The organism is Sphingorhabdus sp., from assembly GCF_035329025.1.
Classification (GTDB): Bacteria; Pseudomonadota; Alphaproteobacteria; order Sphingomonadales; family Sphingomonadaceae; genus Sphingorhabdus_B.
Window position 1 is genome coordinate 11631 of the sequence record NZ_DAOLHN010000015.1, and the last position, 21642, is coordinate 33272.

A 21642-nucleotide genomic window follows, 5' to 3' on the forward strand; every position below is an offset into this window, starting at 1 on the left:
TTTACTCGACCGGCAGGAAATCCGGTACCGACAGATAGCGCTCGCCGGTATCATAGTTGAAACCGAGTACACGGGTTCCCGCTGGTAATTCTCTCAGTTTTTGTGCGATCGCTGCCAGCGTAGCACCTGACGAAATGCCCACAAGCATGCCTTCCTCGCGTGCGGCGCGGCGCGCCATTTCCTTGGCGTCTTCCGGGTCAACCTGGATCACTCCGTCGATCAACTGGGTGTGGAGGTTAGCGGGGATAAAGCCTGCACCTATACCCTGGATCGGATGCGGCCCGGGCTGACCACCGCTAATTACCGGCGACAGTGTCGGCTCGACGGCATAAACCTTCAGGTTGGGCCAGGCTTCTTTCAGAAACTTCGCGCAACCGGTGATGTGGCCACCAGTGCCAACACCCGTGATCAGCACATCAATCGGGCTATCCTTGAAGTCCGCGAGGATTTCGGGGCCAGTTGTCCGGACGTGGACGTCGACATTGGCCGGATTTTCAAATTGCTGCGGCATCCAGCTGTTGGGCGTGCTTTCAATGAGCTCGATCGCACGTTCGATCGCACCTTTCATGCCCTTCTCGCGAGGGGTCAGGTCGAAAGTTGCGCCATAAGCGAGCATCAGTCGGCGACGCTCGACCGACATGCTTTCGGGCATAACCAGGACCAGCTTGTAACCCTTGACCGCTGCCACCATCGCAAGGCCGACACCGGTGTTGCCGCTGGTTGGTTCGATAATGGTGCCGCCCGGTTTCAGGCTGCCATCCTTTTCGGCAGCCTCGATCATCGCAAGACCGATGCGGTCTTTGATCGAACCACCGGGATTGGAGCGTTCGGACTTAATCCAGACTTCGGCGTCGCCAAACATCCGCTGGAGGCGGATATGTGCGCTATTGCCGATGGTTTCGAGGATGGAATTGGCCTTCATGGTTTCGGCTCCTTTACTTCACGAAATTGCGGCTCGAATGTCCGGGCGTTTTTCAGTTCGGGGAACAGCTTGGCCCAAATTCCGGTAATGACAATAGCCCCTGCGCCGCCGAATACAACCGCACCGACTGGGCCGAGCAGTGCGGCAGCAAAGCCCGACTGCAATTCGCCCAATTCGTTCGACGCAGAAATTGCGAGGCCCGAAACCGAACTTACGCGGCCGCGCATTGCATCAGGGGTATTAAGCTGTACGAGAGAGCCGCGCACATAGACCGACAGCATGTCTGCCGCACCCAATATGGCGAGCATCGACAGCGCGACGGCCATAGACGCGCCCATGTTCAGCCAATCGATCTTGGCGTTACCGAACAGATATTGGCCGATGACATGCGAATAGCCAAAGCCGATAGTGGCGATACCAAACACCACTACGGCCCAAAGCATCTTTGCGCCGACATTGTGCTTCAATGGCCGGAAAGACAGATAAATCGCGACTATCGCAGCGCCAAAGGCAGGGGCTGCGCGAAGCTGGCCCAAACCGTCGGGGCCGACGTGCAATATGTCGCGCGCATAGACCGGCAGCAGCGCGGTAGCGCCAGCCAGCAGTACGGCAAAAAGATCGAGCGTGATTGCTCCCAACAGAAACCGTTCGGAGAATGTATATTTCATCCCCTCCACCATCATCCGCACCGGATGCTTTTTCTCGGTCATCGGAGGTGGGAAAACGGGACGTACCGAAGCGATTGAAATGCTCGACAAAATAAGCAATGCCACCGTCATCCAGTAAGAACCTGCTGCGTTTTGCGCATACATCAATCCGCCGACCGCCGGGCCAATGACCGATGCACTTTGCCAAGCAATGGAACCCAGCGCGATAGCGCGGGGAAGCGATTCCGGCGGCACAATATTGGGCGCGATGGCCGCCATGGACGGACCTACAAAGACACGCGCTACGCCGTGGAACGCGGCGAGCACGAACAGCAATGGCAAAGTCAGCGCATCATGATAGGTCAAAAGACCCAGCCCCAGCGCAACCCCCGCGTCGACCATATTTGCAAAAATTGCGACCCGCCGCCGTTCGAAACGGTCCGCTGCCCAGCCTGCAACGGGGGTCAGCAAGGCTAGTGGGATGAACTGAAACAGCCCTAGCAGCCCCAACTGAAACGCTGCTGCTTTGGGGGACATGCCATAATCGGTGCGCGCAACATCATAGACCTGCCAGGCAATGACGACGACCATCGACATGGTCGCGATCACTGCCATGAAACGCGCCAGCCAATAGCGGCGATAGTCGGGTATGCTGAAAGGGTGTGGTGCGGACGACATGCTCGACCGTTCGCCTATCGGCTTAGGGAATGCATGGCAATCATGCAGTGCTTCTTGCGGTTAAAGTTGTGCTTCGCATGCCGTTCAAAGTCGCTCATCGAATTCCCGCTGGAACTGTGCGGCAAACAAGTGCAGCATCTCGCGCATCGAATTTATTCGGGGAGTTACAGTATGAGATTGAAACAGGCGGCCTTGGCCGTGTCGCTGGCCGCTTTGGCCATTACAACTGGTTGCAAGAAGGTCGATGGTGACAATGCCGCCGTCACCGCCAATGATGGCAGCGAATGGGGCGGCTTTGTCGAGACATTCCTTGAAGGATATTTCAAGGTCAACCCGACTTTTGCCGTCTATCAGGGCAAGCATGAATTTGATGGACAATTGCCCGACTGGTCGCCTGAGGGGATCAAGGCCGCGATCGATTATCGCAAGAAAGCAATCGCGGATGCCAAGGCGATCGATGCTTCGAAGCTGACTGACGCGCAGAAATTCGAACGCGATTATCTGGTGCACGCAATGGAGGGCGAGCTGTTCTTCCTTGAAGATGCGGACAGCCTTCACAAAAATCCGGCGGCTTATGTCGGCGTACTCGACCCCAATGTCTATATTGCACGCCCCTATGCCGATGCAGAGACGCGGATGAAGGCGTTTATCAAATATGCCAACAATGTCCCCAAAGCCGCCGAACAGATCAAGGCGAACCTGAAGCTGCCGCTGCCCGCAACTTATGTGAAAATCGGCACCGCCGGTTTTGGCGGATTCGCCGATTACTACACCGGCGATGCCAAGACAGCCTTTGCCGAGGTGAAGGATGCCGAACTGCAGAAACAGTTTGACGAGGCGGCAACCAAAGCGGCGGCGGCGATGAAGGATCTTGCCGGCTATATCGGTTCGCAACCGGGCACCGATGGCGGCTATGCGCTGGGTGCAGACAAGTTCGCCAAGATGGTACTGAAAACCGAAGGCGTAAATGTATCGCTCGACGAGCTCGAGGCAATCGGTCGCGCTGACCTCAAGGCCAATCAGGATGCGCTCGCCAAGGCTTGCGGCATCTATGCTCCGGGCGCAACGATGCAGGATTGCATGACCAAAATGGGCATGAACAAGGCTGCCGACGGCCCGGTTGCGGAGGCCCGCCGCCAGTTGCCGCCTTTGAAGCAGTTCCTGATCGACAAGGATATCGTCTCGATCCCCGGTACCGAAGAAGCCAAGGTTGAAGAGTCGCCGCCATACAACCGGCAGAACAGCGCTTATATCGACATACCGGGACCATATGAGAAAGGCCTGCCGTCGGTCTATTACATCTCACCGCCCGATCCGACCTGGGACAAGGCGACGCAGGACGGATTTGTGCCCGGTAAATATGACCTGCTCGGTACGTCGGTGCACGAGGTGTGGCCGGGCCACTTCCTGAATTTCCTTCATTCGAACCGATCGAAATCGATCTTTGGCAAACTCTTTGTCGGCTATGCCTTTGCCGAAGGCTGGGCGCATTATACCGAGGAAATGATGATGGATGCGGGGCTGGGCGATACCACTGGTTCGCCGGAGGAGGCCGCCGAGATGAAAGTCGGGCAACTATCCAACGCGTTGTTGCGCAATTGCCGTTACCTGTCCGCCATTGGCCTGCACGCACGCGGGATGACGGTCGCGCAATCCGAACAGCTGTTCAAGACCGAATGCTATCAGGATGCGGGCAACAGCAAGCAACAAGCGGCGCGCGGCACATACGATCCGGCCTATCTCAATTATACGATGGGCAAGCTGATGATCCGCAAGCTGCGCGATGACTGGACCAAAGGCGACCGCAAGAAGTGGAAAGCCTTCCACGACGAATTCCTGTCCTATGGCGGCCCGCCAATCCCGATGGTGCGTCAGGCGATGCTGAAGGAAAAAGAGGCGAAAGCGGTATTCTGATGCTGATCTGCCCCTCCTGTTTGCGGGAGGGGCAACAGCCCTCAATTTAGGACCGAATGGTCCTGGTTCCAGGCAATCCAGCTTTCAAATTCGTCGAAGCGCAGAGGATTGAGGAATTTGACCCCGGCCTGGTTATCGCGGTTCCAGACCATCGAAACCTTTCGCCGCGAAAGCCCGGTGATGACGAGCATATAGCTTTCGCCCGGCTTCACCTGCTTGATCTGGTTCAGCCGGACGCCGTTGGTCGAAATGTCGATGGCTTCACAATCAATAGTCTGTTGCTCGGTCACCAGCTTGGCGGGCACCTTGCAGCCATAGCGCGGCAGGCGCGGCTTGATCCGTGCAATCGAGATACCGGTTTTCTTGAGCACCGCCTCGACATCGGCTGGTTCGGTGAATTCGATGCCCGCAAATGCCCCATTCTGCCAGCGCACCTTCCCGGCGAGTGAAAGGTTGGAGCGGAATTCGATCCGCAACCGGTCTTCGGTCGTCAATTTCGCCAGCGTTTCGATATTCGCCCCGCCAGACGAAATATTGTGCACGCGGCACGGCAGCTCGCGCCCGGCAACGATAATTTTTGCGGTCAGCCTGACCGACAGCTGCCGTTCCTCGTCGCGCCTTTCCGCCATTGGCGAATGTATGACATCGTCGCACTCCGCCGCGAAGGCATGTTTGAACCCTGAACCGCTGTCAAATTCCATATTGCGACCGAACTCCAATCAACACAAATGCACATTTCTGCGGTAACGGCATGCTTGTTGTAAAATTCATCAATCATCTTGGCTAACCGGAAACAGCATTCGTCGGCGCATGCGGGGCGCTTTCCGTTGCAAATGGGTCGGTTGAATGCTTAACAGGCGGTGAGGCGGGTAAACTGCATCGGAGAAACGGATATGCCAAGCGACGCCGAACTGATGGAAGTCAGCCTGATTGCGGTCGCTGAAGCAGGCGTGGAATTGCGCCACCCGCTGTTCGCGCGCTGGTTTGCGGCCTGGCCCGAGCGGCGCGCAACCTTCATCAACACCGATGCCTCCTCGCGCCGGATGACCGACGAGACGCTGGAGATGATGATGGGCCTCGCCAAGGGGGAGGAAAATTGGGTCTGGCCCCTCGTCGCCGAACTCGCCTTCACCCACCGCAGCTATGGCCGCTTGCCTTGGGCGGAATATGAAAGCTGGATCGACCTGACCATCGACTGCATCGGCGACGCTGCCGGCGCGGCATGGAGCGCAGAAGCCGATGCAGCATGGCGACGGCATGGCGAGCGGTTGAAGGCACTGATCATCGAGGCGCGCGAAGGCTGGGACCGGGCGATGCCGGGGCATATATTGGGCGAGTTGCCGACAGTCGGATGAGGCGTTTGCGCGCTTAAGGTGACACAGGTTACCGTTAGGGTGGGGGCCATTTGTCACTGTTGTCACTTTAGCGTGAACAGGTGTGCAGTGCCGCGGCCGGTGGTTAAGGGGAGGAAGAATATTTGAGTCGCGCATCGGCCAGTATCTGGGCGAGGTGAGGGCCTGTAGGACAGCGGTTTTTATCGTCAAGCGACACTTGACGGGCGACGATTTTTAGGCTACCCAATATCGCGTGGAATTTGAGAGCATCCGCCATAAGGCGCTTCGCAATTTTGCCGAAACGGGCAAGGCCAAAGGGCTGCCGAGCGGAGTTGTTGATCGGTTGCGCCGAATGCTGGCCTATCTCTCGATGATCGAGAGTGTAGAGGAACTCAAAATCCCGCCGAATTTCGGCGCGCATTTGCTGACCGGCGATCGCGCGGGAACATGGTCGCTGACGGTCACGAAAAACTGGCGAATGACATTTCGTGTGAACAGCGAAGGCAATATCGAAGAACTCGATCTGGAGGATTATCACTGATGGCGATCAAGCTTCATCCCAGCTTTGCGGTCCACCCCGGCGAGTGGCTGCGCGCAGAGATTGTAGAACCCTATGGCCTGTCCGTCACCGAAACAGCTTCCAAGCTGCACGTCACGCGGCAGGCGATGAGTGCGCTGCTGAACGGCAATGCCGGGCTTTCGGCGGAAATGGCGATTCGTTTTGAAAAGGCCTTTGGTGTAAAGGCCGACACCATGCTGCGCATGCAGGCCGCCTATGATCTGGCCCAAGCACGGGCGCGCGAGCGGGATATTTTGGTGGATCGGGTGGCGGCTTAGGCGTCAATCTGATTTTTGAAGGATCGCTTCTTCGCCAAACATTCTCGCGTCAGCTATCATGGCTTTACCTTGATGGGTGGACAAAAACACATTTGGATCGCGCATGATTGCTCTATTAAGTTCGTCCTGCGCTTTCTTCTTTTGAGTGACTGACATTCCCTTTGTCAGAGCGCTCCTATTGGCGTTTGCCCGAGCAACAAAAAAATCCCCAAGCGAATTAGGTGCTTGAAATTGACCCGCTGTTACGCGCCCTTCTTTCACGTGAATTTTGGTGTCCTTCCAAATGCCTACCGGTCGCTGAACGAACCCAAAAAAAGCGAAAGGCCCAATTTTTGCAAACGTCATTAGCGAATGCTCGCTCCCAACGATGTCCATTTCAATTCCGCCCAACAAATACCTGTTGATAAAGTTTGGGAGGTTGTTTGGCGGCTGCCCAGTCAGCGGTGTGAACACAAGCAAGTGCTGCTCGAACTTCCCCGGGTGGGCTCGACTTTTCATTAAGAAATCCCGCCAAGCGGTGTCTGCTTCGATAACCAGCATTTTCTGCTCATCGGTATAGTTTGCTTTGTCATTACGGCCAAAACAGTATTTCAGGACCCGCCATGACAAAGAAACCGTAAACCGAAGCAACCAGTCGCGGTACGCTACCCTTTCGCTACCGCATACCATCGGGTGGAAAAGCTGTGATGCAAACGCATTCTCGTCTTTTGACAGTAACACTTCACAAGCCGAACACAACATTGGCATTTTGGCGCCGTCTTGAACACGCAAGTTTGGGTTTTGTGTTTGACGAATGTGTCCAGTTACAAAGCGATCTCGAAGCCAGCGAAATGCGAATGCTGGGATAATATGGCTATCTTGTAATTCTTCAGTTTGCAGACAGAGCGCGCATTTATCGATTGTGACAGCTTTTCCCAATCTACTCACCCCAAGGTCACAAAACTATCCATCACCCGCTTCCGTCCGGCTTGTTCAAACTCGATCTCCAGCTTGTTGCCCTCGATATCTTCGATCAGGCCGTAACCGAATTTTTGATGAAACACGCGCATGCCGATGGCGAGGTCGGTGCGGCCTTGTGCGCCTAAGCCGACCGCAGGCTTGCTCGCCTCTTGCACGCGGGAGGGCACCGGGTTGAAGCCGCCGCTGGTTGCGGCGCGTTGCCAGCCGGGGCCGCGGGCGCCGGCGCGGGTGGCGTTGGCGGCGGCGAGATGCGCGAAGGGGTCGGCGCGCTCGCTCCAGTTGGCGCGCCACAGCGATGCGCCGCCGGTCATTGTCTGCTCATTCTCGATATGCTCTGCGGGCAGTTCGTCGATGAAGCGGCTGGGGATGCTGCTGGTCCATTGGCCGTAAATCCGCCGGTTGGCAGCATGGGTGATGGTGCATTTTTCGCGGGCGCGGGTGATCGCGACATAGGCGAGGCGGCGTTCTTCCTCGACGCTGGCGAGGCCGCCTTCGTCCATCGCGCGTTGCGACGGGAAGACGCCATCTTCCCAACCGGCGCAAAAGACATGGTTGAATTCCAGCCCCTTGGCGGCGTGGATGGTCATGATGGTGACGGCTTCGTCCTGCGCGTTCGCGTCATTATCCATGACGAGGCTGACATGTTCGAGGAAATCGCCGAGTGTTTCATATTCTTCCATCGCGCGGACAAGTTCCTTGAGGTTTTCCAGCCGCCCCGATGCCTCGACACTGCGTTCGGCCTGCAGCATCGCGGTATAGCCGCTGTCCTCCAGCACCAGTTCGGTCAGCGCCGACGGGGGCAGGGTGGTGGCGCTGTCCCGCCAACGCGCGATGTCTATGACCAGATCGGATAAGGACTTGCGCGCCTTGCCGGTCAGCTCATCGGTGCCGATGATACGCGCGGCAGCGACGCTTAAGGGTGCGCGTTCGGCGCGGGCGACGCGGTGGATTTTCTCGACCGCCTTGTCGCCAATTCCCCGCTTGGGCGTGTTGACGATGCGTTCAAAGGCAAGGTCGTCGGCGGGCTGGTTGATGACGCGCAGATAGGCGATGGCATCGCGGATTTCGGCGCGTTCGTAAAAGCGGAAGCCGCCGATAATCTTGTAGTTGAGGCCGATCTGGATGAAACGGTCTTCAAATTCGCGCGTCTGGAACTGCGCGCGGACGAGGATCGCGATGGCGTTCAACGAGACCTTCTTATATTGCAACGCCTCTATCTCGTCGCCGATGCGGCGGGCCTCTTCGGGTCCATCCCATACGCCAAGGATGCGCACTTTTTCACCGCTATCAAGATCGGTCCACAATGTCTTGCCCAACCGGCCGGAGTTTGCCGCGATCAGGCCCGAGGCGGCGGCGAGGATATGCGGAGTGGAGCGGTAATTCTGTTCGAGCCGGATGATCTTGGCGCCCGGAAAATCCTTTTCAAAGCGCAGGATATTGGCGACTTCCGCCCCGCGCCAGCTGTAGATCGACTGGTCGTCATCGCCGACACAGGCGATGTTCTTGCGCTTTTGCGCGAGCAGCCGGAGCCAGAGATATTGGACGGCGTTGGTATCCTGATATTCGTCGACGAGGATATATTTGAACTTGTCCTGATACTCCGCGAGCACGTCGCGGTGGTTTTTGAGTAGCGTCAGATTGTGCAGCAACAAGTCGCCAAAATCGCAGGCGTTAAGCTCGCGCAGGCGGGCCTGATAGACGCTGTACATCGCCTGACCCTTGCCATCAGCGTAGAGCGCGCTTTCGCCCGCATCTAGGTCGGTTGGGGTCAGCCCCTTATTTTTCCACTTGTCGATCAGCCCGGCGAGGCTGCGCGCGGGCCAGCGTTTTTCGTCAAGATTGGCGGCCTCGATCAATTGCTTGAGCAGGCGCAACTGGTCATCGGTGTCGATGATGGTGAAGTTGCTTTTGAGGCCAAGCAGTTCTGCATGCCGCCGCAACATTTTCGCACCGATCGAGTGGAATGTGCCGAGCCAGGGCATCCCCTCCACCGCATCTCCGATCATCCGGCCCATCCGCTCCTTCATCTCGCGCGCGGCCTTGTTGGTAAAGGTGACGGCAAGGATTTCGGAGGGCCAGGCCAGCCGCTCGGCAATGATATGCGCGAGGCGTGCGGTGAGGGCGGCGGTCTTGCCTGTGCCAGCACCTGCCAGCACCAGCACTGGCCCTTCAGTGGTCAGCACAGCCTCGCGCTGCGGCGGGTTCAGGCCTTCGAGCCAGGGATATTGAGGAACGGGCGGGTTATGAGTCACGCGCGAACGATTAGGGAACACTTCTGACCTGCGCAAGGCCGGAAGCGCTTGACCGGTGCGCGCAACAATCGGCATAGAGCAGGCAACAGATTGGAGAACGAATTCATGAACATCGCGCGCAGGTCGCTGATGGCTGGAGCATTGGCCTTGCCGTTGTTAGCCAGCAAAGGATTGGCCAACGCAGGCGCGTCGCCGGTTACTTCCCGAATATTGGTCACGCGGAACCGCGTCTGGACGATGGTTGCTGCAGGGAACAACAAGCCGGTTCCGTTTATAATCGACACAGGCGCCATATTCAGCATGATGTCTAATGAGTTAGCCAAAAGCTGGGGTCTGAAGGCAAAAGGCACGACAACCATTTGGGGGATAGGCGGCGCTGAAAAGCAAATGGTCTATTCGCTCGACAATGTGTTGATTGGAGAGCGCTTTTCAATGTCGCGGCTTGATATAGCGGGATCACGCTCGCTTGATCGGTCAGAGTTTCCGGGGCTGCTTGCAGCAGGGTTTATCTCGACTTTGAATTCCGAACTCGATTTCGCCGGCGGCGAATGGCGGGTTTTTCCCGGAGCGCCCAATATCCGCAAAGGCTATGTAAAAATACCCAACGGATTTGTTCCGACGCGCGATACCCAGATGCTGGCCATTGAGGGCCAGATGGACAAATTCAAAGGCGACTTCCTGTTCGATACCGGAGCGCCGGGAACAATCCTGCTTGATGGCAATGCATCACGGGCGATGAAATTGTATAAAAGCGATCAACCCTATGCTCCACACATAGCCAGGGGGCTCGGCAGTGTTTCGGTACCCGTCCGGATTTATCGAATGCCATCGATAAAGCTGCACAATTTCGAATTTCAAAATATGCTGATACGGGCGATGCATCCGGACGCCACAAAAGGACAATTCGCAAGATTCCATGGACTTGTCGGGCTTGCCATTTTGCGGACTTTCCACATTTTGACCGATGCCGCTAACAAGGAGTTGTACATTGCGCGTAACGGTCTGCCGGTTTCAGATGACGACTATCCCAAATCCGGACTCTGGCTCGACCGAAAAGGTGACGAAATTGTTGTTGCCGAAGTCGGCACCGGAAGTCCCGCTGCCGAAATCGGCTTGCAAATTGGTGACCGGATTGTTGGTGAAAGTTGGCAGGGCATTTTGGACAAGATTACCGCAAAGGCGGGCAGTACAGTATCCTTTGATTATGAAAGGTCGGGTATCCGCAAAAAGGCGGAATTCAATCTGAAGCCATTTCTGTGATCGTGCATACTGCATCACACAAGCGCATTTTGGGCGCGGCGATGGCGGGGACGGCGGTCGAATTTTACGACTTCTATATTTTCGCGACCGCAGCGTCGCTGGTGTTCGGGCCGTTGTTCTTCCCGACCTCAAGCCCCGAGGCGCAGTTGCTTCAAAGCTGGCTGACCTTTGCCTTGGCTTTCATAGCAAGGCCGGTGGGGGCGCTAGTTTTCGGCCATTATGGTGACCGCATCGGGCGCAAGGCGACTTTGGTCTGGTCGTTGATGATTATGGGGGTTTCGACCTTTTGCATCGCTTTGCTGCCGACCTATGCGGTGGCTGGGTGGATTGCCCCGCTGCTGCTGTGCGTGCTGCGTTTCGGGCAAGGCTTTGGACTTGGTGGCGAATGGGGTGGGGCGGCATTGCTCGCGGTGGAGAATGCGCCGGAGGGCAAGAAAGCTCGCTATGGCATGTTCCCGCAACTCGGCGCACCGGTTGGTTTCATCCTGTCAAACGGGCTTTTCCTGATATTGGGGCTGCTTCTCACCGACGCCGATTTCCGCGAGTGGGGTTGGCGGATACCCTTTTTGCTAAGCGCCTTGCTGGTCGGCATCGGTCTATGGGTGCGCCTGAAGCTGACCGAGACCCCGGCTTTTGCTGCGGCGCTGGAGGAGGCTCCGCCGCCCAAGGTTCCTGTGGCCGAGGTGGTGCGGACGCATCCGTTGCAGCTCTTCGGCGGTACCTTTGCGGCCATTGCCTGCTTTGCGATCTTCTACCTCTCGACCGCTTTCGCGCTGGGTTATGGCACCACCAAATTGGGGTTGGCGCGCGAGGATTTTCTGGGCGTGCAGTTGGTCGCCATCCTGTTCATGGCCGCCGGGATTATCGTCTCGGGCTATTGGTCCGACCGGACGCGCCCTGCCTTTGTGCTCGGCGTGGGCTGTGCTGCGATGTTTGCGGCTAGCTTCACGACAGCGTCCTGGCTGGGAAGCGGGGACCTGTTCCTGACAGGCGTTTATCTGTCGCTGCTGCTGTTTGTGATGGGGCTGGTTTACGGCCCGCTTGGCGCCTGGCTGCCGGGACTGTTCCCCGCGCGGGTTCGCTATACGGGTGCGTCGATCTGCTTCAACGCGGCGGGAATATTGGGCGGGGCGCTGGCTCCGAATATCGCGCTGAAGCTCTCCGAGCGCGGCCTCGAATATGTCGGCTATTATCTGGCGGCGATTGCGGTGCTCAGCCTGTTCGGCCTGCTACTTCTGAAATCGCGTGACGAGGCGGCCGTCTAATATCGCCAGCCCGACGGCAATCAGCCCGGCGCCGGCAATCTGCCCGCCCGTCAGGCTTTCGCCGAGAAAGGCAATGCCGAGGATAACCGCAAGGATCGGCATCAAGAACGCCACCAGCTGCGCATTCGATGCGCCGGAACGGTCGATCAGCCGGAAGTATAGAGTGTAAGCCAGCGCGGTCGAGAGCAGCGCGAGCGTGATGCCCGCCAGAGTTGAATCCAGGCGCGGCGTCGGCATCGCCCAAGGCTGGTCCATCACGGCGACAATCGGCACCATCATCAGGGCCGCGACCAGCGTCTGCCCGGTCGCAACTGCCATTGGCGTCAGTTCGGACTGCGAAAGGCGGCGGCCATAAATGGCGGCGAAGCTGTAGAAGATGGTTGAGACAATGCAGGCGATCTGCGCGAGCAGATTGTTCGATAGCCCCTTCATCGCTTCGGGCCCGACCATGACGACGATGCCCGCCATGCCGACCAGAACGCCAATGATGCGCGCCGGATTCGCTTTTTCATCGCTGGTCAGGAAATGCGCGGTGATTACGCCCCAAAGCGGGGTCGTGGCGTTCAAGATGGAGGCATAGCCGCTGTCGAGATATTGTTGCCCCCAGAAGAAGAGGATGAAAGGCAAAGCGCAATTGAGTGCCCCGACTATCGCCAACAACCCCCAGATGCGTGGCTCGGTCGGCAGGCGTTCGCCCATCAACCGCATCGCGATCCACATGGGCGGGACGGCCAGTGCTAGACGCATAAAGACCAAAGTAATCGGGGGATAGCTGCGCAGTCCAACCTCGATCAGAAAGAAAGCGCCACCCCACAGGATCGAGAGGATGCCGATCAGCAGCCAGCCGGTACCATCAAGCTTGGGGCTTTGTGTCATTCAGCCGCGCCTTCGGGGCGCAGCAAGGTGATCCGCGCCTTGCCAATGTCGCGGATGGTGTCGATTTCGAAGCCTTTGACCTCGGTGTCTTCGCGATTGCCGGTTTCGATGCTGACCAGCGCACCGGAGGCGACCCAGCCTAGGCGCGACAGCTTGTCGAGAGCGACAGCGCCCGCGCCTGTTCCATAGGGTGGATCCATCAGGACAAGGTCATAGGCCTTTCGCGCAGGGCCGAGCATCAACGCTGACCCACGCTTGATTTCGCTTTGCGGGCCAGCGCCCAGTTTGGCGATATTGGTTTCGAGCGCATCCAGCGCGGCACGATCCTGTTCGACGAAAACACAGTGTGCCGCCCCACGCGAAAGCGCTTCCAGCCCCAGCGCTCCCGAACCTGAAAACAGATCGAGAACCTGCAGTCCTTCAAACGATCCCAGCCGGCTCGCCAGCATCGAGAAAAGTGTTTCACGCGTGCGATCTGCGGTTGGTCGCGTAGTATCACCCTTGGGGGCGATTAGCGGGCGCGAACGCCATGTGCCGGAAATAATCCTCATGCTTTCAGCGTATTCCTGAATTCGATCAAATCGACCCGACGAACCTCATGCACGGCGCCGACGGGAAGGTCTGCGAGAAGGAAAGGGCCATAACGCGTGCGGATAAGGCGGCTGACCTCCAGCCCGAAATGTTCAAGCACGCGGCGGACTTCGCGGTTCTTGCCCTCGGTCAGCGTCATTTCCAGCCAACCATTACGTCCGGTCCGCCGTTCGAGATTGGCGTCGATCTTGCCATAACGCACACCTTCAATCTCGATGCCGTGGATCAGTTCTTCAAGCTGCGCCTGACTGATGTCGCCGAAAGCGCGGGCGCGATAAGTGCGTTCAACGCCGGTCGAAGGCAATTCCATCTGCCGCTTGAACTCGCCATCGTTGGTGAGCAGCAGTAGCCCTTCTGTGTTCAAATCGAGCCGTCCGATTGGCATCAGCCTGGGCAGATCAGCAGGCAGGATGTCGTAGATCGTCTTGCGCCCGGAAAAATCGCGTTCGGCGGTCAGGCAATTGGCGGGTTTGTGAAACAGATAGAGCTTGGTTGGCTCGGGCTGTTTCACCGGTTTGCCATCGACCGCGACACCATTCAACGATTTGAGCAAGGTGGCCGGAGTCTCCACCTTCTCGCCATTCAATGTGATCCGGCCATCGGCGATCATCCGTTCAATCTCTCGCCGCGATGCCACGCCGGCTCGGGCGAGCAGCTTGGCGATACGTTCCTCGCCATCTTTCCGTTCGAGCGCACCTTTGGAAGGTCCCGCGTCGGGCCGCGGTTTGCGCACAGGCTTCGTGTCCCAGCGAAGCTTGGGTGGCTTTGCGGCGCGGGCGGGCGATTTACCTGAGGCAGGGCCTTTGGAAGGCGGGCGTTTGGAAGGAGGTTGAGCCATGCGCGCGCCATGCCCGACTTGGTTGCAAAAGTCACGTCGCTGTTAATGCACACGGGTTAAAGACATTGGCGGTTCAGGAATTTGCCGTTAGGTCATGGTACCAAGAATATCGGGAGGTCGCATGTCGGTTGATTTAATCCGCTTTATCATTTTTGCGGCAGTTATTGGCGGGGTCATCATTGCCGCGCTGACGATCAAATCGTTCCGGCCCTATCTTCGTAAAGCGCCGTTGGTCGCATTCCTGTTAGGCATTTCGAGCGGTTTCCCGTTCACGCTTTTGGTCGCGACCATGACATTCTGGTTGGCGAAAGTCGGTATTGACACAGCGACCATCGGCTTTGCGGTTGCGCTGACATTGCCCTACACCCTAAAATTCCTATGGGCGCCCTTGGTCGACAAAACTCCATTGCCCATCCTGACCAAGATGTTTGGTCAGCGCAGGGCGTGGCTGTTTTTTGTCCAGACCTTCCTCTTTTTCGCCATCTGGCAATTGGGTGCCAGCAATCCGCAGCCTGGCAGTTTGGGGATTTTTGCCTTCTGGGCGTTTGTTGTCGCCTTTCTGTCTGCAACGCAAGACATTGTTATCGACGCCTATCGTATCGAAATTCTTGATGAGGAAGAGTTTGCGCACGGAACCGCCACCAACCAGTTTGGCTATCGGACGGGAAATCTGATCGCCGGGGCAGGAACCATTTATTTTGCATCTGCCGAAGGTCTGGGCCTGGGTTGGGCGACGGCTTATGGTTTGACGGCATTTTGCATCATTCCGGCGATCATTGGCGCATTTATTATCGGACCGGGAAAGTTCGTCGATCGCTATGCCGAGGCGGCCGGGATGACCGCTGGACAATGGCTCAAGGAAACAGTGGTCAATCCGTTCCGCGAATTCATGTCGCGCCACGGGGCATTCCTGATCCTTGGCTTTGTACTGGTTTACAAGGTGGGCGACGCGATGGGGCAGGCGATGCTTGGTCCGATGATCGTTGATGTCGGGTTTTCGGATACTGACTACATCACGGCCAACAAATTTTGGGGCTATGGCGCGCTGATCGTTGGTTCGGCTTTGGGCGCGCCATTCATACTCTGGTTGGGCATGGGACGGGCGCTTCTCATATCGGGTCTGATGATGATGTTCTCGAACGTCATGTTCATGATTCTCGCCGCTACCGGTAACAATTACTGGATGATGGTCGCAGCGATCTGCACCGAAAATATCACAAGCGGTATCGGGCTAACGGTTTTCACTACCTATCTATCCGGCCTGTCGAGCATTGCTTATACCGCGACACAGTTTGCGCTGCTCTCCTCCTTTGCCGGTGTCGGGCGCACTTTTATGGCAGGTCCCGCGGGCATTATCGCCGATAAGGTGGGTTGGGTCGGTTTCTGGGGGTTCACCGTGGTTGCGGCCATTCCTGGCATGATCCTGCTGTGGGTGCTGTGGAGCAAAGGCTATGTCGTCCAGAATATGCGGCAGACAGACGGCGTCGATGAAAAGGTGCTGAAGGAACCTGTGGGAGCCTTGCGCATCACTGGTTTCCTGCTTGTTGTAATCGGGCTCGTTGGTCTGCTGTTATCGCAGCCGCTGGAACTGGCTAACAACATCACCGCTATTTTTGCAGCTGTGCTGGCGGCAGGTGGTTTACTGGCCTGGAAGGGCAAGGCTGCAACGGCAGCTTAGTCAGGCACTTCGTCATTCAGACGCAGAACCTCGCCCGCGAGGTACAGCGAGCCGCAGACCAGAACGCGTTGGGCCTTGTTCGTTTTGGCAGTTCGTTCCAATGCGGCGGTAATCGAAGATGACGGCTGGGCGTCAACGATGCCGAGAAACTCGTGCGCCCACCGGCATAGGTCTTTGGGATCATGATGCTCATGCCCTGGAATGGGTACAGCCTGAAAGCCCGCAATTTTGTCTGCAAAGGGTGTCAAAAAGCCCAAAGCATCCTTGTTCTTCAAAAGCCCGCAAATGACATGAACCTTGTCTGGACCTGCCAGTGTCTTCGCCAAGGCGATCCCCGCATCCGGATTGTGTCCACCATCGAGCCACAATTCGCTGCCATCTGGCAGCATATCGACCAAGGGGCCGACCGAGAGGCGCTGCATCCGCGCAGGCCATCGGGTGGTTTCCAAGGCCTTGGCAATCGCATCACGCGGAATCGAAATCCGCGACTGGTGCTTCAGCATTGCAACAGCAAGTGCTGCATTGTCGACCTGATGCCTTCCAGCCATGGTCGGCAGAGGCAAACAGAGATGTTCCTGACCATCATGGTAATGAAGCATGCCATCCCGCACCTCGGCGTCCCAATCGCGCCCGCGCAGCGTGGGGATCGCGCCTTTGCGGTTGGTTTGCTCGATGATCGTTCGCTGCATGGATTCCGGATAGGCCTGTGTCACCAGAGGCACGCCTGCTTTGGCGATGCCCGATTTTTCAAAGGCGATACGGTCGAGCGGAGCCATGTCTTCTGGCACGCCATCTTCGGGAGCCAGCAGGAACCCTTCATGGTCCAAACCGAGCGAGGCGATGCCGCACGCCGCTGGTTTCTTGATCACATTGGTCGCGTCGAGCCGCCCTCCCAGGCCAACTTCGATGACACAGGCGTCGGCGGGGATGCGGGAGAAGGCCATGAAAGCCACGGCGGTGGTGACTTCAAAAAAGCTCGCCTGCAACCCTTCGGCATGGTCGAGTACTTCGGACAGCAACTCGGCTAGCGCCTCATCTTCGATCAGCTTGCCTGCAACCCTGATCCGTTCGTTGAAGCGCACAAGATGCGGACTGGAATAGACATGGCATTTGAGGCCTGCCGCCTCGATCGCGCCGCGCAGAAAGGCGCAGGTCGAACCTTTGCCGTTGGTCCCTGCGACATGAAACACCGGAGGCAGCCGGTCCTGTGGATTGCCCAGCCTCTCACACAGCGCAGCAATCCGCTCCAGCCCTAGCGTATCGCGGCCGGGCGAAAGCGCCGCCAACCGGTCAAGCTGCGCCTGCACGGCAGGGTGATCGGACTTTGCGTGGTCGGCCATCTTTGACTAGTCCATTCTCATGCTGTGTCATTCCCGCGAAAGCGGGAATCCATGGTCTAAGCGATCGGTTTAAATCGAACCAGAGGTCACACTATTCCGGGTTTGCTTTTTCGATAAGCTCCAGCTTCCATGCCCTGTTCCATTTCTTCAGCTGCTTTTCACGCTGGATGGCATCGCGAACATCTTCATAAGGCTCCATATAGATCAGCCGCGTTACTCGGTTACGTTTTGAGAAACGCTGCACCAGCTGTTCGCGGTGCTCAAAAGTGCGTCGGCTGATGTCATTGGTGATACCAATATATGTGGTCCCTCTGGTCTGGCTGGCCAGAATGTAGACGTAGTACAATCTTGAAAGCTCAGGCCATGGATTCCCGCTTTCGCGGGAATGACAATGACTGCGGATCGAAGCGCCTAAAGCTCAAGCCGCCTTCTTACCGGCGGTCAGATAATCGACCAAACGCGCCAGCGTGGTTTTCAACTCATGTCGGTGCGTCACCATATCTACCATGCCATGGTCGAGCAGATATTCGGCGCGTTGGAAGCCTTCGGGCAATTTTTCGCGGATCGTCTGTTCGATCACGCGCTGTCCGGCAAAGCCGATAAGCGCACCGGGCTCCGCAATCTGGATATCGCCGAGCATCGCATAGCTCGCTGTAACACCGCCCGTGGTGGGGTCCGTCAGCACGACGATATATGGCAGGCCGGCCTCGCGCAGCATCTGGATCGCGACCGTTGTGCGCGGCATCTGCATCAGGCTGAGAATACCTTCCTGCATGCGTGCGCCGCCAGCGGCGGTAAAGATCACATAGGGGCATTTGGCCTTCAGCGCTTCCTGTGCTGCAGCGATAAAGGCTTCGCCCACCGCCATGCCCATCGATCCGCCCATGAAGGCGAAATCCTGAACGCTGACGACGGCGGCATGGCCATCGATTGTGCCGCGCGCGCTGACCATCGCGTCTTGCTCACCAGTGGCGGCGCGGGCGGCCTTGATCCGGTCGGGATATTTCTTGCTGTCCTTGAACTTCAGCGGGTCTTCAACGACGCGTGGCATGGGCAGCACGGTGAAGCTGTCGGCATCAAAAATCGCGGCAAAGCGTTCCGCCGGACCTATGCGTCCATGGAAATCGCATTTCGGGCAGACCGACTGGTTTTCCTCATATTCCTTGAGGAAGATCATCGTGTTGCAGCCCTTGCACTTGTGCCACAATGTTTCCGCCGTCTCGCGCTTGGCGATGAAGGGGATGGCGTTGCGGACGCGGGTGACCCAGTTCATTGTTTTCAACCTACCCTTGAAATTTCACCGTAGCCCTGAGCCTGTCGAAGGGCGCCTTTGGGCAAGGCGCTATGCTGAAAAGCGTGCTTCGACAGGCTCAGCACTACGGTTTTGTAATTAGCTACGCGCGGAATTGATAGCCGCTTTCAACGAAGCCACATAATCGCGCACCGGGCCAGCGGCATCGCGGCCATGTTGTGCGATGATTTCGACAATGGCCGAGCCAACAACGACCCCATCCGCCACCTTGGCAATCGCGGCGGCCTGTTCGGGGGTACGCACACCGAAGCCCACAGCGACGGGAATGTCGGTTGCGGCCTTGAGGCGTGCGACGGCATCCTCGATGCTCGCTTGCGCGGCCTGTTGCAGACCGGTGATGCCCGCAACCGAGACATAATAAAGAAAGCCGCTGGAGCCATTGAGCACGGCGGGCAGGCGCGCGGCATCGGTAGTGGGAGTGGCGAGGCGGATCAGGTCAACACCTGCGCTGCGCAGGGCAGGGCCAAGCTCGGCATCCTCCTCGGGCGGAATGTCGACGCAGATCACGCCATCGACACCTGCCTTGACGCATTCGGCGGCGAACCATTCGGGCCCGCGGATCGTCATCGGATTGGCATAACCCATCAGCACCAGCGGGACGTTCGGGTGTCGCGCGCGGAAGGCGGTAGCGATGGCAAAAATATCCGCCGTGGTGGTGCCGGCCCCCAGGCTGCGGATATTCGCCTTCTGGATCGCAGGGCCGTCGGCCATAGGATCGGTGAATGGCATGCCGAGTTCAATCACATCGGCGCCGCCCGCAACCAGCGCGTCGAGATTGGCGGCGGTATCGCCATCACCTGCGGTGATGAAGGTGACGAGGGCGGCGCGGCTAGCGGGGAAGGCGAAGGAGAGGCGGCTCATGTCATCGATTTTCTATGCGCGGTCAATGCAACCGAGAGCAAAACAGCAAAAGCAACAGTTTGCCAGGCAGGCTTTTGCCACACCCAACTAATAAGGCCGAATTCATGCGCAACATAACGGAGCAATAAAATTGCTGGCAGAACAATCACAAACATTTTCAACGCTTGCCGTGGCTGGAAAGTCACATCTTCTCTCCCAAAGCCTCGGCCACGGTGAAGATATCCTTGTCCCCACGCCCGCACAGATTGGCGAGGATGATCTGGTCGCGGTCCATCTTCGCCGCTTCGCGCGCCACCGCTGCAATTGCATGCGAAGGCTCCAGCGCGGGAATGATGCCTTCCGTGCGGCAGAGCAGCTGGAAGCCTTCCAGTGCCTCGGTGTCGGTCACGCTGTCGTAACGCACACGGCCGATTTCCTTGAGCCAGCTATGCTCCGGCCCGATGCCGGGATAGTCCAGACCAGCCGAAATCGAGTGCGCCTCGGCGATCTGGCCGTCCTCATCCTGCAGCAAATAGGTCTTGTTGCCGTGGAGGATGCCTGGGCGTCCGCCCGCAAGTGATGCGGCATGTTCCTTGTCGAGGCCATGCCCTGCCGCTTCGATGCCGAGCATTGCGACTTCGGCATCGTCGAGGAAGGGGTGGAACAGCCCGATCGCGTTTGATCCACCGCCAATCGCTGCGACCAAAAGGTCGGGCAGGCGACCGGTGCGTTCGAGCATCTGCGCGCGCGCTTCCTTGCCGATCACGCTTTGGAAATCGCGGACCAGTTCGGGATAGGGATGCGGGCCTGCGGCAGTGCCGATGATGTAGAAGGTGTCGTGCACATTCGCGACCCAGTCGCGCAGCGCCTCATTCATCGCGTCTTTCAGCGTATTCGCGCCTGACGTGACCGGAATGACTTCCGCGCCGAGCAGCTTCATGCGGAACACATTGGGCTGCTGCCGCTCGACATCCTTCGCGCCCATATAGATGACGCAGGGCAGGCCGAAGCGTGCGCAGACGGTGGCGGTGGCAACGCCATGCTGGCCCGCGCCGGTCTCGGCAATGATCCGCGTTTTGCCCATGCGGATAGCGAGCAGGATCTGGCCGATGCAATTGTTGATCTTGTGCGCGCCGGTATGGTTCAGCTCGTCGCGCTTGAACCAGACTTGCGCCCCTTTTCCGGCGGGCGCGCCTTTGCGCAATTCCTCGGTCAGCCGTTCGGCATAATATAGCGGGGAGGGGCGGCCGACATAATGTTTGAGCAGGTCGTCAAGCTGCGCGTGGAATTCCGGATCGGCCTGCGCCGCACGATATTCCCGCTCCAGATCGAGGATCAGCGGCATCAGCGTTTCGGCGACATAGCGGCCGCCAAACTGGCCAAAATGCCCGCGCTCGTCAGGCTGGTTCATGAAAGAGTTCAGGTTTGTATCAGGCTTTGTCATAATCGCGGACCGCTTGGCAGAAGGCCGCAATCTTGTCCACATCCTTGACGCCGGGAGCGCTTTCGACACCTGAAGAAACATCAACCAACGGCGCGCGCGTGATGCGAAGCGCCTCGGTGACATTGTCGGGCGCCAGCCCGCCAGCCAGCCCCCAGGGTGTGCGATGTTCGAAACGGCTCAAAAGCGACCAGTCGACGCGGGTGCCTGTCCCGCCGGGAAGCGCTTGCGCCGGGGCATCGAACAACAACCGGTCGGCAACGCCTGCGAAACGATCCGAATTCACAAGCGTCTGCCGGTCTTTCAGGCCGATCGCCTTCCAGATTTCAGCCTCGCTATGCTCGCGAACAAGCTTGAGCCATTCAGGCGTTTCGGTGCCATGAAATTGAACGACATCGGGGCGCACCATGTTCAGCGCCTTGTCGGTCAGTTCCGGATCGGCGTTCACCAAGAGCAGCACGACTTTGAGGCTCGGCGGCGTGCGCATCCGAAGGGCGGCAGCGAGTTCAAGGCTCACATGGCGCTGGCTTTTTTCAAAATGCACAAGGCCGATATGTGTTGCGCCAGCCTCAGCCGCAGCATCAATGGCAGCTTCATTCGAAAGGCCGCAGATTTTGATTTGGGTTTGCATGAAAGCCGCCTAGCGCAACTTATTAT

Annotated in this window: 22 protein-coding genes; 7 read left to right on the forward strand and 15 right to left on the reverse strand. The window is 57.9% G+C overall.

Annotated elements, in window-relative coordinates; all coding sequences use genetic code 11:
- Position 1: 1 nt before the first annotated feature.
- Positions 2–922 (reverse strand): cysteine synthase A, encoded by a 921-nt coding sequence (gene cysK / locus PKC81_RS05795; protein ID WP_324334024.1) that lies wholly within the window; start codon positions 920–922, stop codon positions 2–4.
- Positions 919–2247: an MFS transporter gene (locus PKC81_RS05800; protein WP_324334026.1), complete on the reverse strand. Its 1329-nt coding sequence runs from the start codon at positions 2245–2247 to the stop codon at positions 919–921. The genes cysK and PKC81_RS05800 overlap by 4 nt, the downstream gene beginning before the upstream one ends.
- 171 nt (positions 2248–2418) lie before the next feature.
- Here PKC81_RS05800 and PKC81_RS05805 point away from each other — a divergent pair, with 171 nt between their 5' ends.
- A complete protein-coding gene (locus PKC81_RS05805) occupies positions 2419–4161 on the forward strand; it encodes a DUF885 domain-containing protein (RefSeq protein ID WP_324334028.1) in 1743 nt (580 codons plus the stop codon).
- Between the two features lie 41 nt (positions 4162–4202).
- Here PKC81_RS05805 and PKC81_RS05810 read toward each other — a convergent pair whose 3' ends face one another.
- Positions 4203–4862: a PilZ domain-containing protein gene (locus PKC81_RS05810; protein ID WP_324334030.1), complete on the reverse strand. Its 660-nt coding sequence runs from the start codon at positions 4860–4862 to the stop codon at positions 4203–4205.
- 192 nt (positions 4863–5054) lie between these two features.
- Here PKC81_RS05810 and PKC81_RS05815 point away from each other — a divergent pair, with 192 nt between their 5' ends.
- The 3 genes from PKC81_RS05815 to PKC81_RS05825 all read left to right on the forward strand — a co-directional run bounded on the left by PKC81_RS05815 (position 5055) and on the right by PKC81_RS05825 (position 6332).
- Positions 5055–5516: a hypothetical protein gene (locus PKC81_RS05815; protein WP_324334032.1), complete on the forward strand. Its 462-nt coding sequence runs from the start codon at positions 5055–5057 to the stop codon at positions 5514–5516.
- Positions 5517–5748: 232 nt separating this feature from the next.
- Positions 5749–6036 (forward strand): type II toxin-antitoxin system RelE/ParE family toxin, encoded by a 288-nt coding sequence (locus PKC81_RS05820; protein WP_324334034.1) that lies wholly within the window; start codon positions 5749–5751, stop codon positions 6034–6036.
- Entirely contained in the window at positions 6036–6332 is a 297-nt protein-coding gene (locus PKC81_RS05825; protein WP_324334036.1) for a HigA family addiction module antitoxin, read from the forward strand. The genes PKC81_RS05820 and PKC81_RS05825 overlap by 1 nt, the downstream gene beginning before the upstream one ends.
- A gap of 3 nt (positions 6333–6335) precedes the next feature.
- Here the strand turns inward: PKC81_RS05825 and PKC81_RS05830 are convergent, their stop codons facing one another.
- Positions 6336–7250, reverse strand: a complete 915-nt coding sequence (locus PKC81_RS05830; protein ID WP_324334038.1) for a hypothetical protein — start codon at positions 7248–7250, stop codon at positions 6336–6338.
- A 5-nt stretch (positions 7251–7255) separates the two neighbouring features.
- A complete protein-coding gene (locus tag PKC81_RS05835) occupies positions 7256–9544 on the reverse strand; it encodes a UvrD-helicase domain-containing protein (protein WP_324334040.1) in 2289 nt (762 codons plus the stop codon).
- A gap of 105 nt (positions 9545–9649) precedes the next feature.
- On the opposite strand from PKC81_RS05835, the gene PKC81_RS05840 reads away from it, so the two are divergent.
- Complete coding sequence (locus PKC81_RS05840; RefSeq protein WP_324334042.1) at positions 9650–10804, forward strand: aspartyl protease family protein; 1155 nt, start codon at positions 9650–9652, stop codon at positions 10802–10804.
- Positions 10805–10845: 41 nt separating this feature from the next.
- Positions 10846–12069 carry an MFS transporter gene (locus PKC81_RS05845; RefSeq protein WP_324334115.1) on the forward strand — a complete coding sequence of 408 codons (1224 nt, stop codon included), beginning with the start codon at positions 10846–10848 and terminating at the stop codon, positions 12067–12069.
- On the opposite strand, the gene PKC81_RS05850 is transcribed toward PKC81_RS05845, so the two are convergent.
- From PKC81_RS05850 to PKC81_RS05860, 3 genes are read right to left on the reverse strand one after another with little or no spacing between them, the layout of a single operon-like run.
- Positions 12034–12945: a DMT family transporter gene (locus PKC81_RS05850; protein ID WP_324334044.1), complete on the reverse strand. Its 912-nt coding sequence runs from the start codon at positions 12943–12945 to the stop codon at positions 12034–12036. The genes PKC81_RS05845 and PKC81_RS05850 overlap by 36 nt on opposite strands.
- Positions 12942–13496 carry a 16S rRNA (guanine(966)-N(2))-methyltransferase RsmD gene (gene rsmD / locus PKC81_RS05855; protein ID WP_324334046.1) on the reverse strand — a complete coding sequence of 185 codons (555 nt, stop codon included), beginning with the start codon at positions 13494–13496 and terminating at the stop codon, positions 12942–12944. The genes PKC81_RS05850 and rsmD overlap by 4 nt, the downstream gene beginning before the upstream one ends.
- Positions 13493–14374, reverse strand: coding sequence for a pseudouridine synthase (locus PKC81_RS05860; RefSeq protein ID WP_324334048.1), 882 nt, complete (start codon positions 14372–14374; stop codon positions 13493–13495). The genes rsmD and PKC81_RS05860 overlap by 4 nt, the downstream gene beginning before the upstream one ends.
- 121 nt (positions 14375–14495) lie before the next feature.
- Between PKC81_RS05860 and PKC81_RS05865 the strand changes: the two genes are divergently transcribed.
- A complete protein-coding gene (locus tag PKC81_RS05865) occupies positions 14496–16052 on the forward strand; it encodes an MFS transporter (protein WP_324334050.1) in 1557 nt (518 codons plus the stop codon).
- On the opposite strand, the gene PKC81_RS05870 is transcribed toward PKC81_RS05865, so the two are convergent.
- The 7 genes from PKC81_RS05870 to PKC81_RS05900 form a co-directional block, all read right to left on the reverse strand.
- Positions 16049–17392 (reverse strand): folylpolyglutamate synthase/dihydrofolate synthase family protein, encoded by a 1344-nt coding sequence (locus PKC81_RS05870; RefSeq protein WP_324334052.1) that lies wholly within the window; start codon positions 17390–17392, stop codon positions 16049–16051. The genes PKC81_RS05865 and PKC81_RS05870 overlap by 4 nt on opposite strands.
- A gap of 91 nt (positions 17393–17483) precedes the next feature.
- Positions 17484–17738, reverse strand: coding sequence for a GIY-YIG nuclease family protein (locus PKC81_RS05875; RefSeq protein WP_324334054.1), 255 nt, complete (start codon positions 17736–17738; stop codon positions 17484–17486).
- Positions 17739–17810: 72 nt separating this feature from the next.
- Complete coding sequence (gene accD / locus PKC81_RS05880) at positions 17811–18665, reverse strand: acetyl-CoA carboxylase, carboxyltransferase subunit beta (protein WP_324334056.1); 855 nt, start codon at positions 18663–18665, stop codon at positions 17811–17813.
- Positions 18666–18782: 117 nt separating this feature from the next.
- Positions 18783–19565: a tryptophan synthase subunit alpha gene (gene trpA / locus PKC81_RS05885; RefSeq protein ID WP_324334058.1), complete on the reverse strand. Its 783-nt coding sequence runs from the start codon at positions 19563–19565 to the stop codon at positions 18783–18785.
- Positions 19562–19750 (reverse strand): hypothetical protein, encoded by a 189-nt coding sequence (locus tag PKC81_RS05890; protein WP_324334060.1) that lies wholly within the window; start codon positions 19748–19750, stop codon positions 19562–19564. The genes trpA and PKC81_RS05890 overlap by 4 nt, the downstream gene beginning before the upstream one ends.
- The gene (gene trpB / locus PKC81_RS05895; protein ID WP_324334062.1) at positions 19747–20988 is read right to left on the reverse strand and encodes a tryptophan synthase subunit beta; all 1242 of its coding nucleotides are present in this window, start codon (positions 20986–20988) and stop codon (positions 19747–19749) included. Before trpB ends, PKC81_RS05890 begins: the two co-directional genes overlap by 4 nt.
- Entirely contained in the window at positions 20975–21616 is a 642-nt protein-coding gene (locus PKC81_RS05900) for a phosphoribosylanthranilate isomerase (RefSeq protein WP_324334064.1), read from the reverse strand. The genes trpB and PKC81_RS05900 overlap by 14 nt, the downstream gene beginning before the upstream one ends.
- Positions 21617–21642 lie beyond the last annotated feature (26 nt).

Excerpts from the sequence above, each read along its gene's own strand:
- cysK (WP_324334024.1), bottom strand. The coding sequence starts at position 922 with ATGAAGGCCAATTCCATCCTCGAAACCATCGGCAATAGCGCACATATC.
- PKC81_RS05800 (WP_324334026.1), bottom strand. The coding sequence starts at position 2,247 with ATGTCGTCCGCACCACACCCTTTCAGCATACCCGACTATCGCCGCTAT.
- PKC81_RS05805 (WP_324334028.1), top strand. The coding sequence starts at position 2,419 with ATGAGATTGAAACAGGCGGCCTTGGCCGTGTCGCTGGCCGCTTTGGCC.
- PKC81_RS05810 (WP_324334030.1), bottom strand. The coding sequence starts at position 4,862 with ATGGAATTTGACAGCGGTTCAGGGTTCAAACATGCCTTCGCGGCGGAG.
- PKC81_RS05815 (WP_324334032.1), top strand. The coding sequence starts at position 5,055 with ATGCCAAGCGACGCCGAACTGATGGAAGTCAGCCTGATTGCGGTCGCT.
- PKC81_RS05825 (WP_324334036.1), top strand. The coding sequence starts at position 6,036 with ATGGCGATCAAGCTTCATCCCAGCTTTGCGGTCCACCCCGGCGAGTGG.
- PKC81_RS05840 (WP_324334042.1), top strand. The coding sequence starts at position 9,650 with ATGAACATCGCGCGCAGGTCGCTGATGGCTGGAGCATTGGCCTTGCCG.
- PKC81_RS05845 (WP_324334115.1), top strand. The coding sequence starts at position 10,846 with ATGGCGGGGACGGCGGTCGAATTTTACGACTTCTATATTTTCGCGACC.
- PKC81_RS05850 (WP_324334044.1), bottom strand. The coding sequence starts at position 12,945 with ATGACACAAAGCCCCAAGCTTGATGGTACCGGCTGGCTGCTGATCGGC.
- rsmD (WP_324334046.1), bottom strand. The coding sequence starts at position 13,496 with ATGAGGATTATTTCCGGCACATGGCGTTCGCGCCCGCTAATCGCCCCC.
- PKC81_RS05860 (WP_324334048.1), bottom strand. The coding sequence starts at position 14,374 with ATGGCTCAACCTCCTTCCAAACGCCCGCCTTCCAAAGGCCCTGCCTCA.
- PKC81_RS05865 (WP_324334050.1), top strand. The coding sequence starts at position 14,496 with ATGTCGGTTGATTTAATCCGCTTTATCATTTTTGCGGCAGTTATTGGC.
- PKC81_RS05870 (WP_324334052.1), bottom strand. The coding sequence starts at position 17,392 with ATGGCCGACCACGCAAAGTCCGATCACCCTGCCGTGCAGGCGCAGCTT.
- accD (WP_324334056.1), bottom strand. The coding sequence starts at position 18,665 with ATGAACTGGGTCACCCGCGTCCGCAACGCCATCCCCTTCATCGCCAAG.
- trpA (WP_324334058.1), bottom strand. The coding sequence starts at position 19,565 with ATGAGCCGCCTCTCCTTCGCCTTCCCCGCTAGCCGCGCCGCCCTCGTC.
- trpB (WP_324334062.1), bottom strand. The coding sequence starts at position 20,988 with ATGACAAAGCCTGATACAAACCTGAACTCTTTCATGAACCAGCCTGAC.
- PKC81_RS05900 (WP_324334064.1), bottom strand. The coding sequence starts at position 21,616 with ATGCAAACCCAAATCAAAATCTGCGGCCTTTCGAATGAAGCTGCCATT.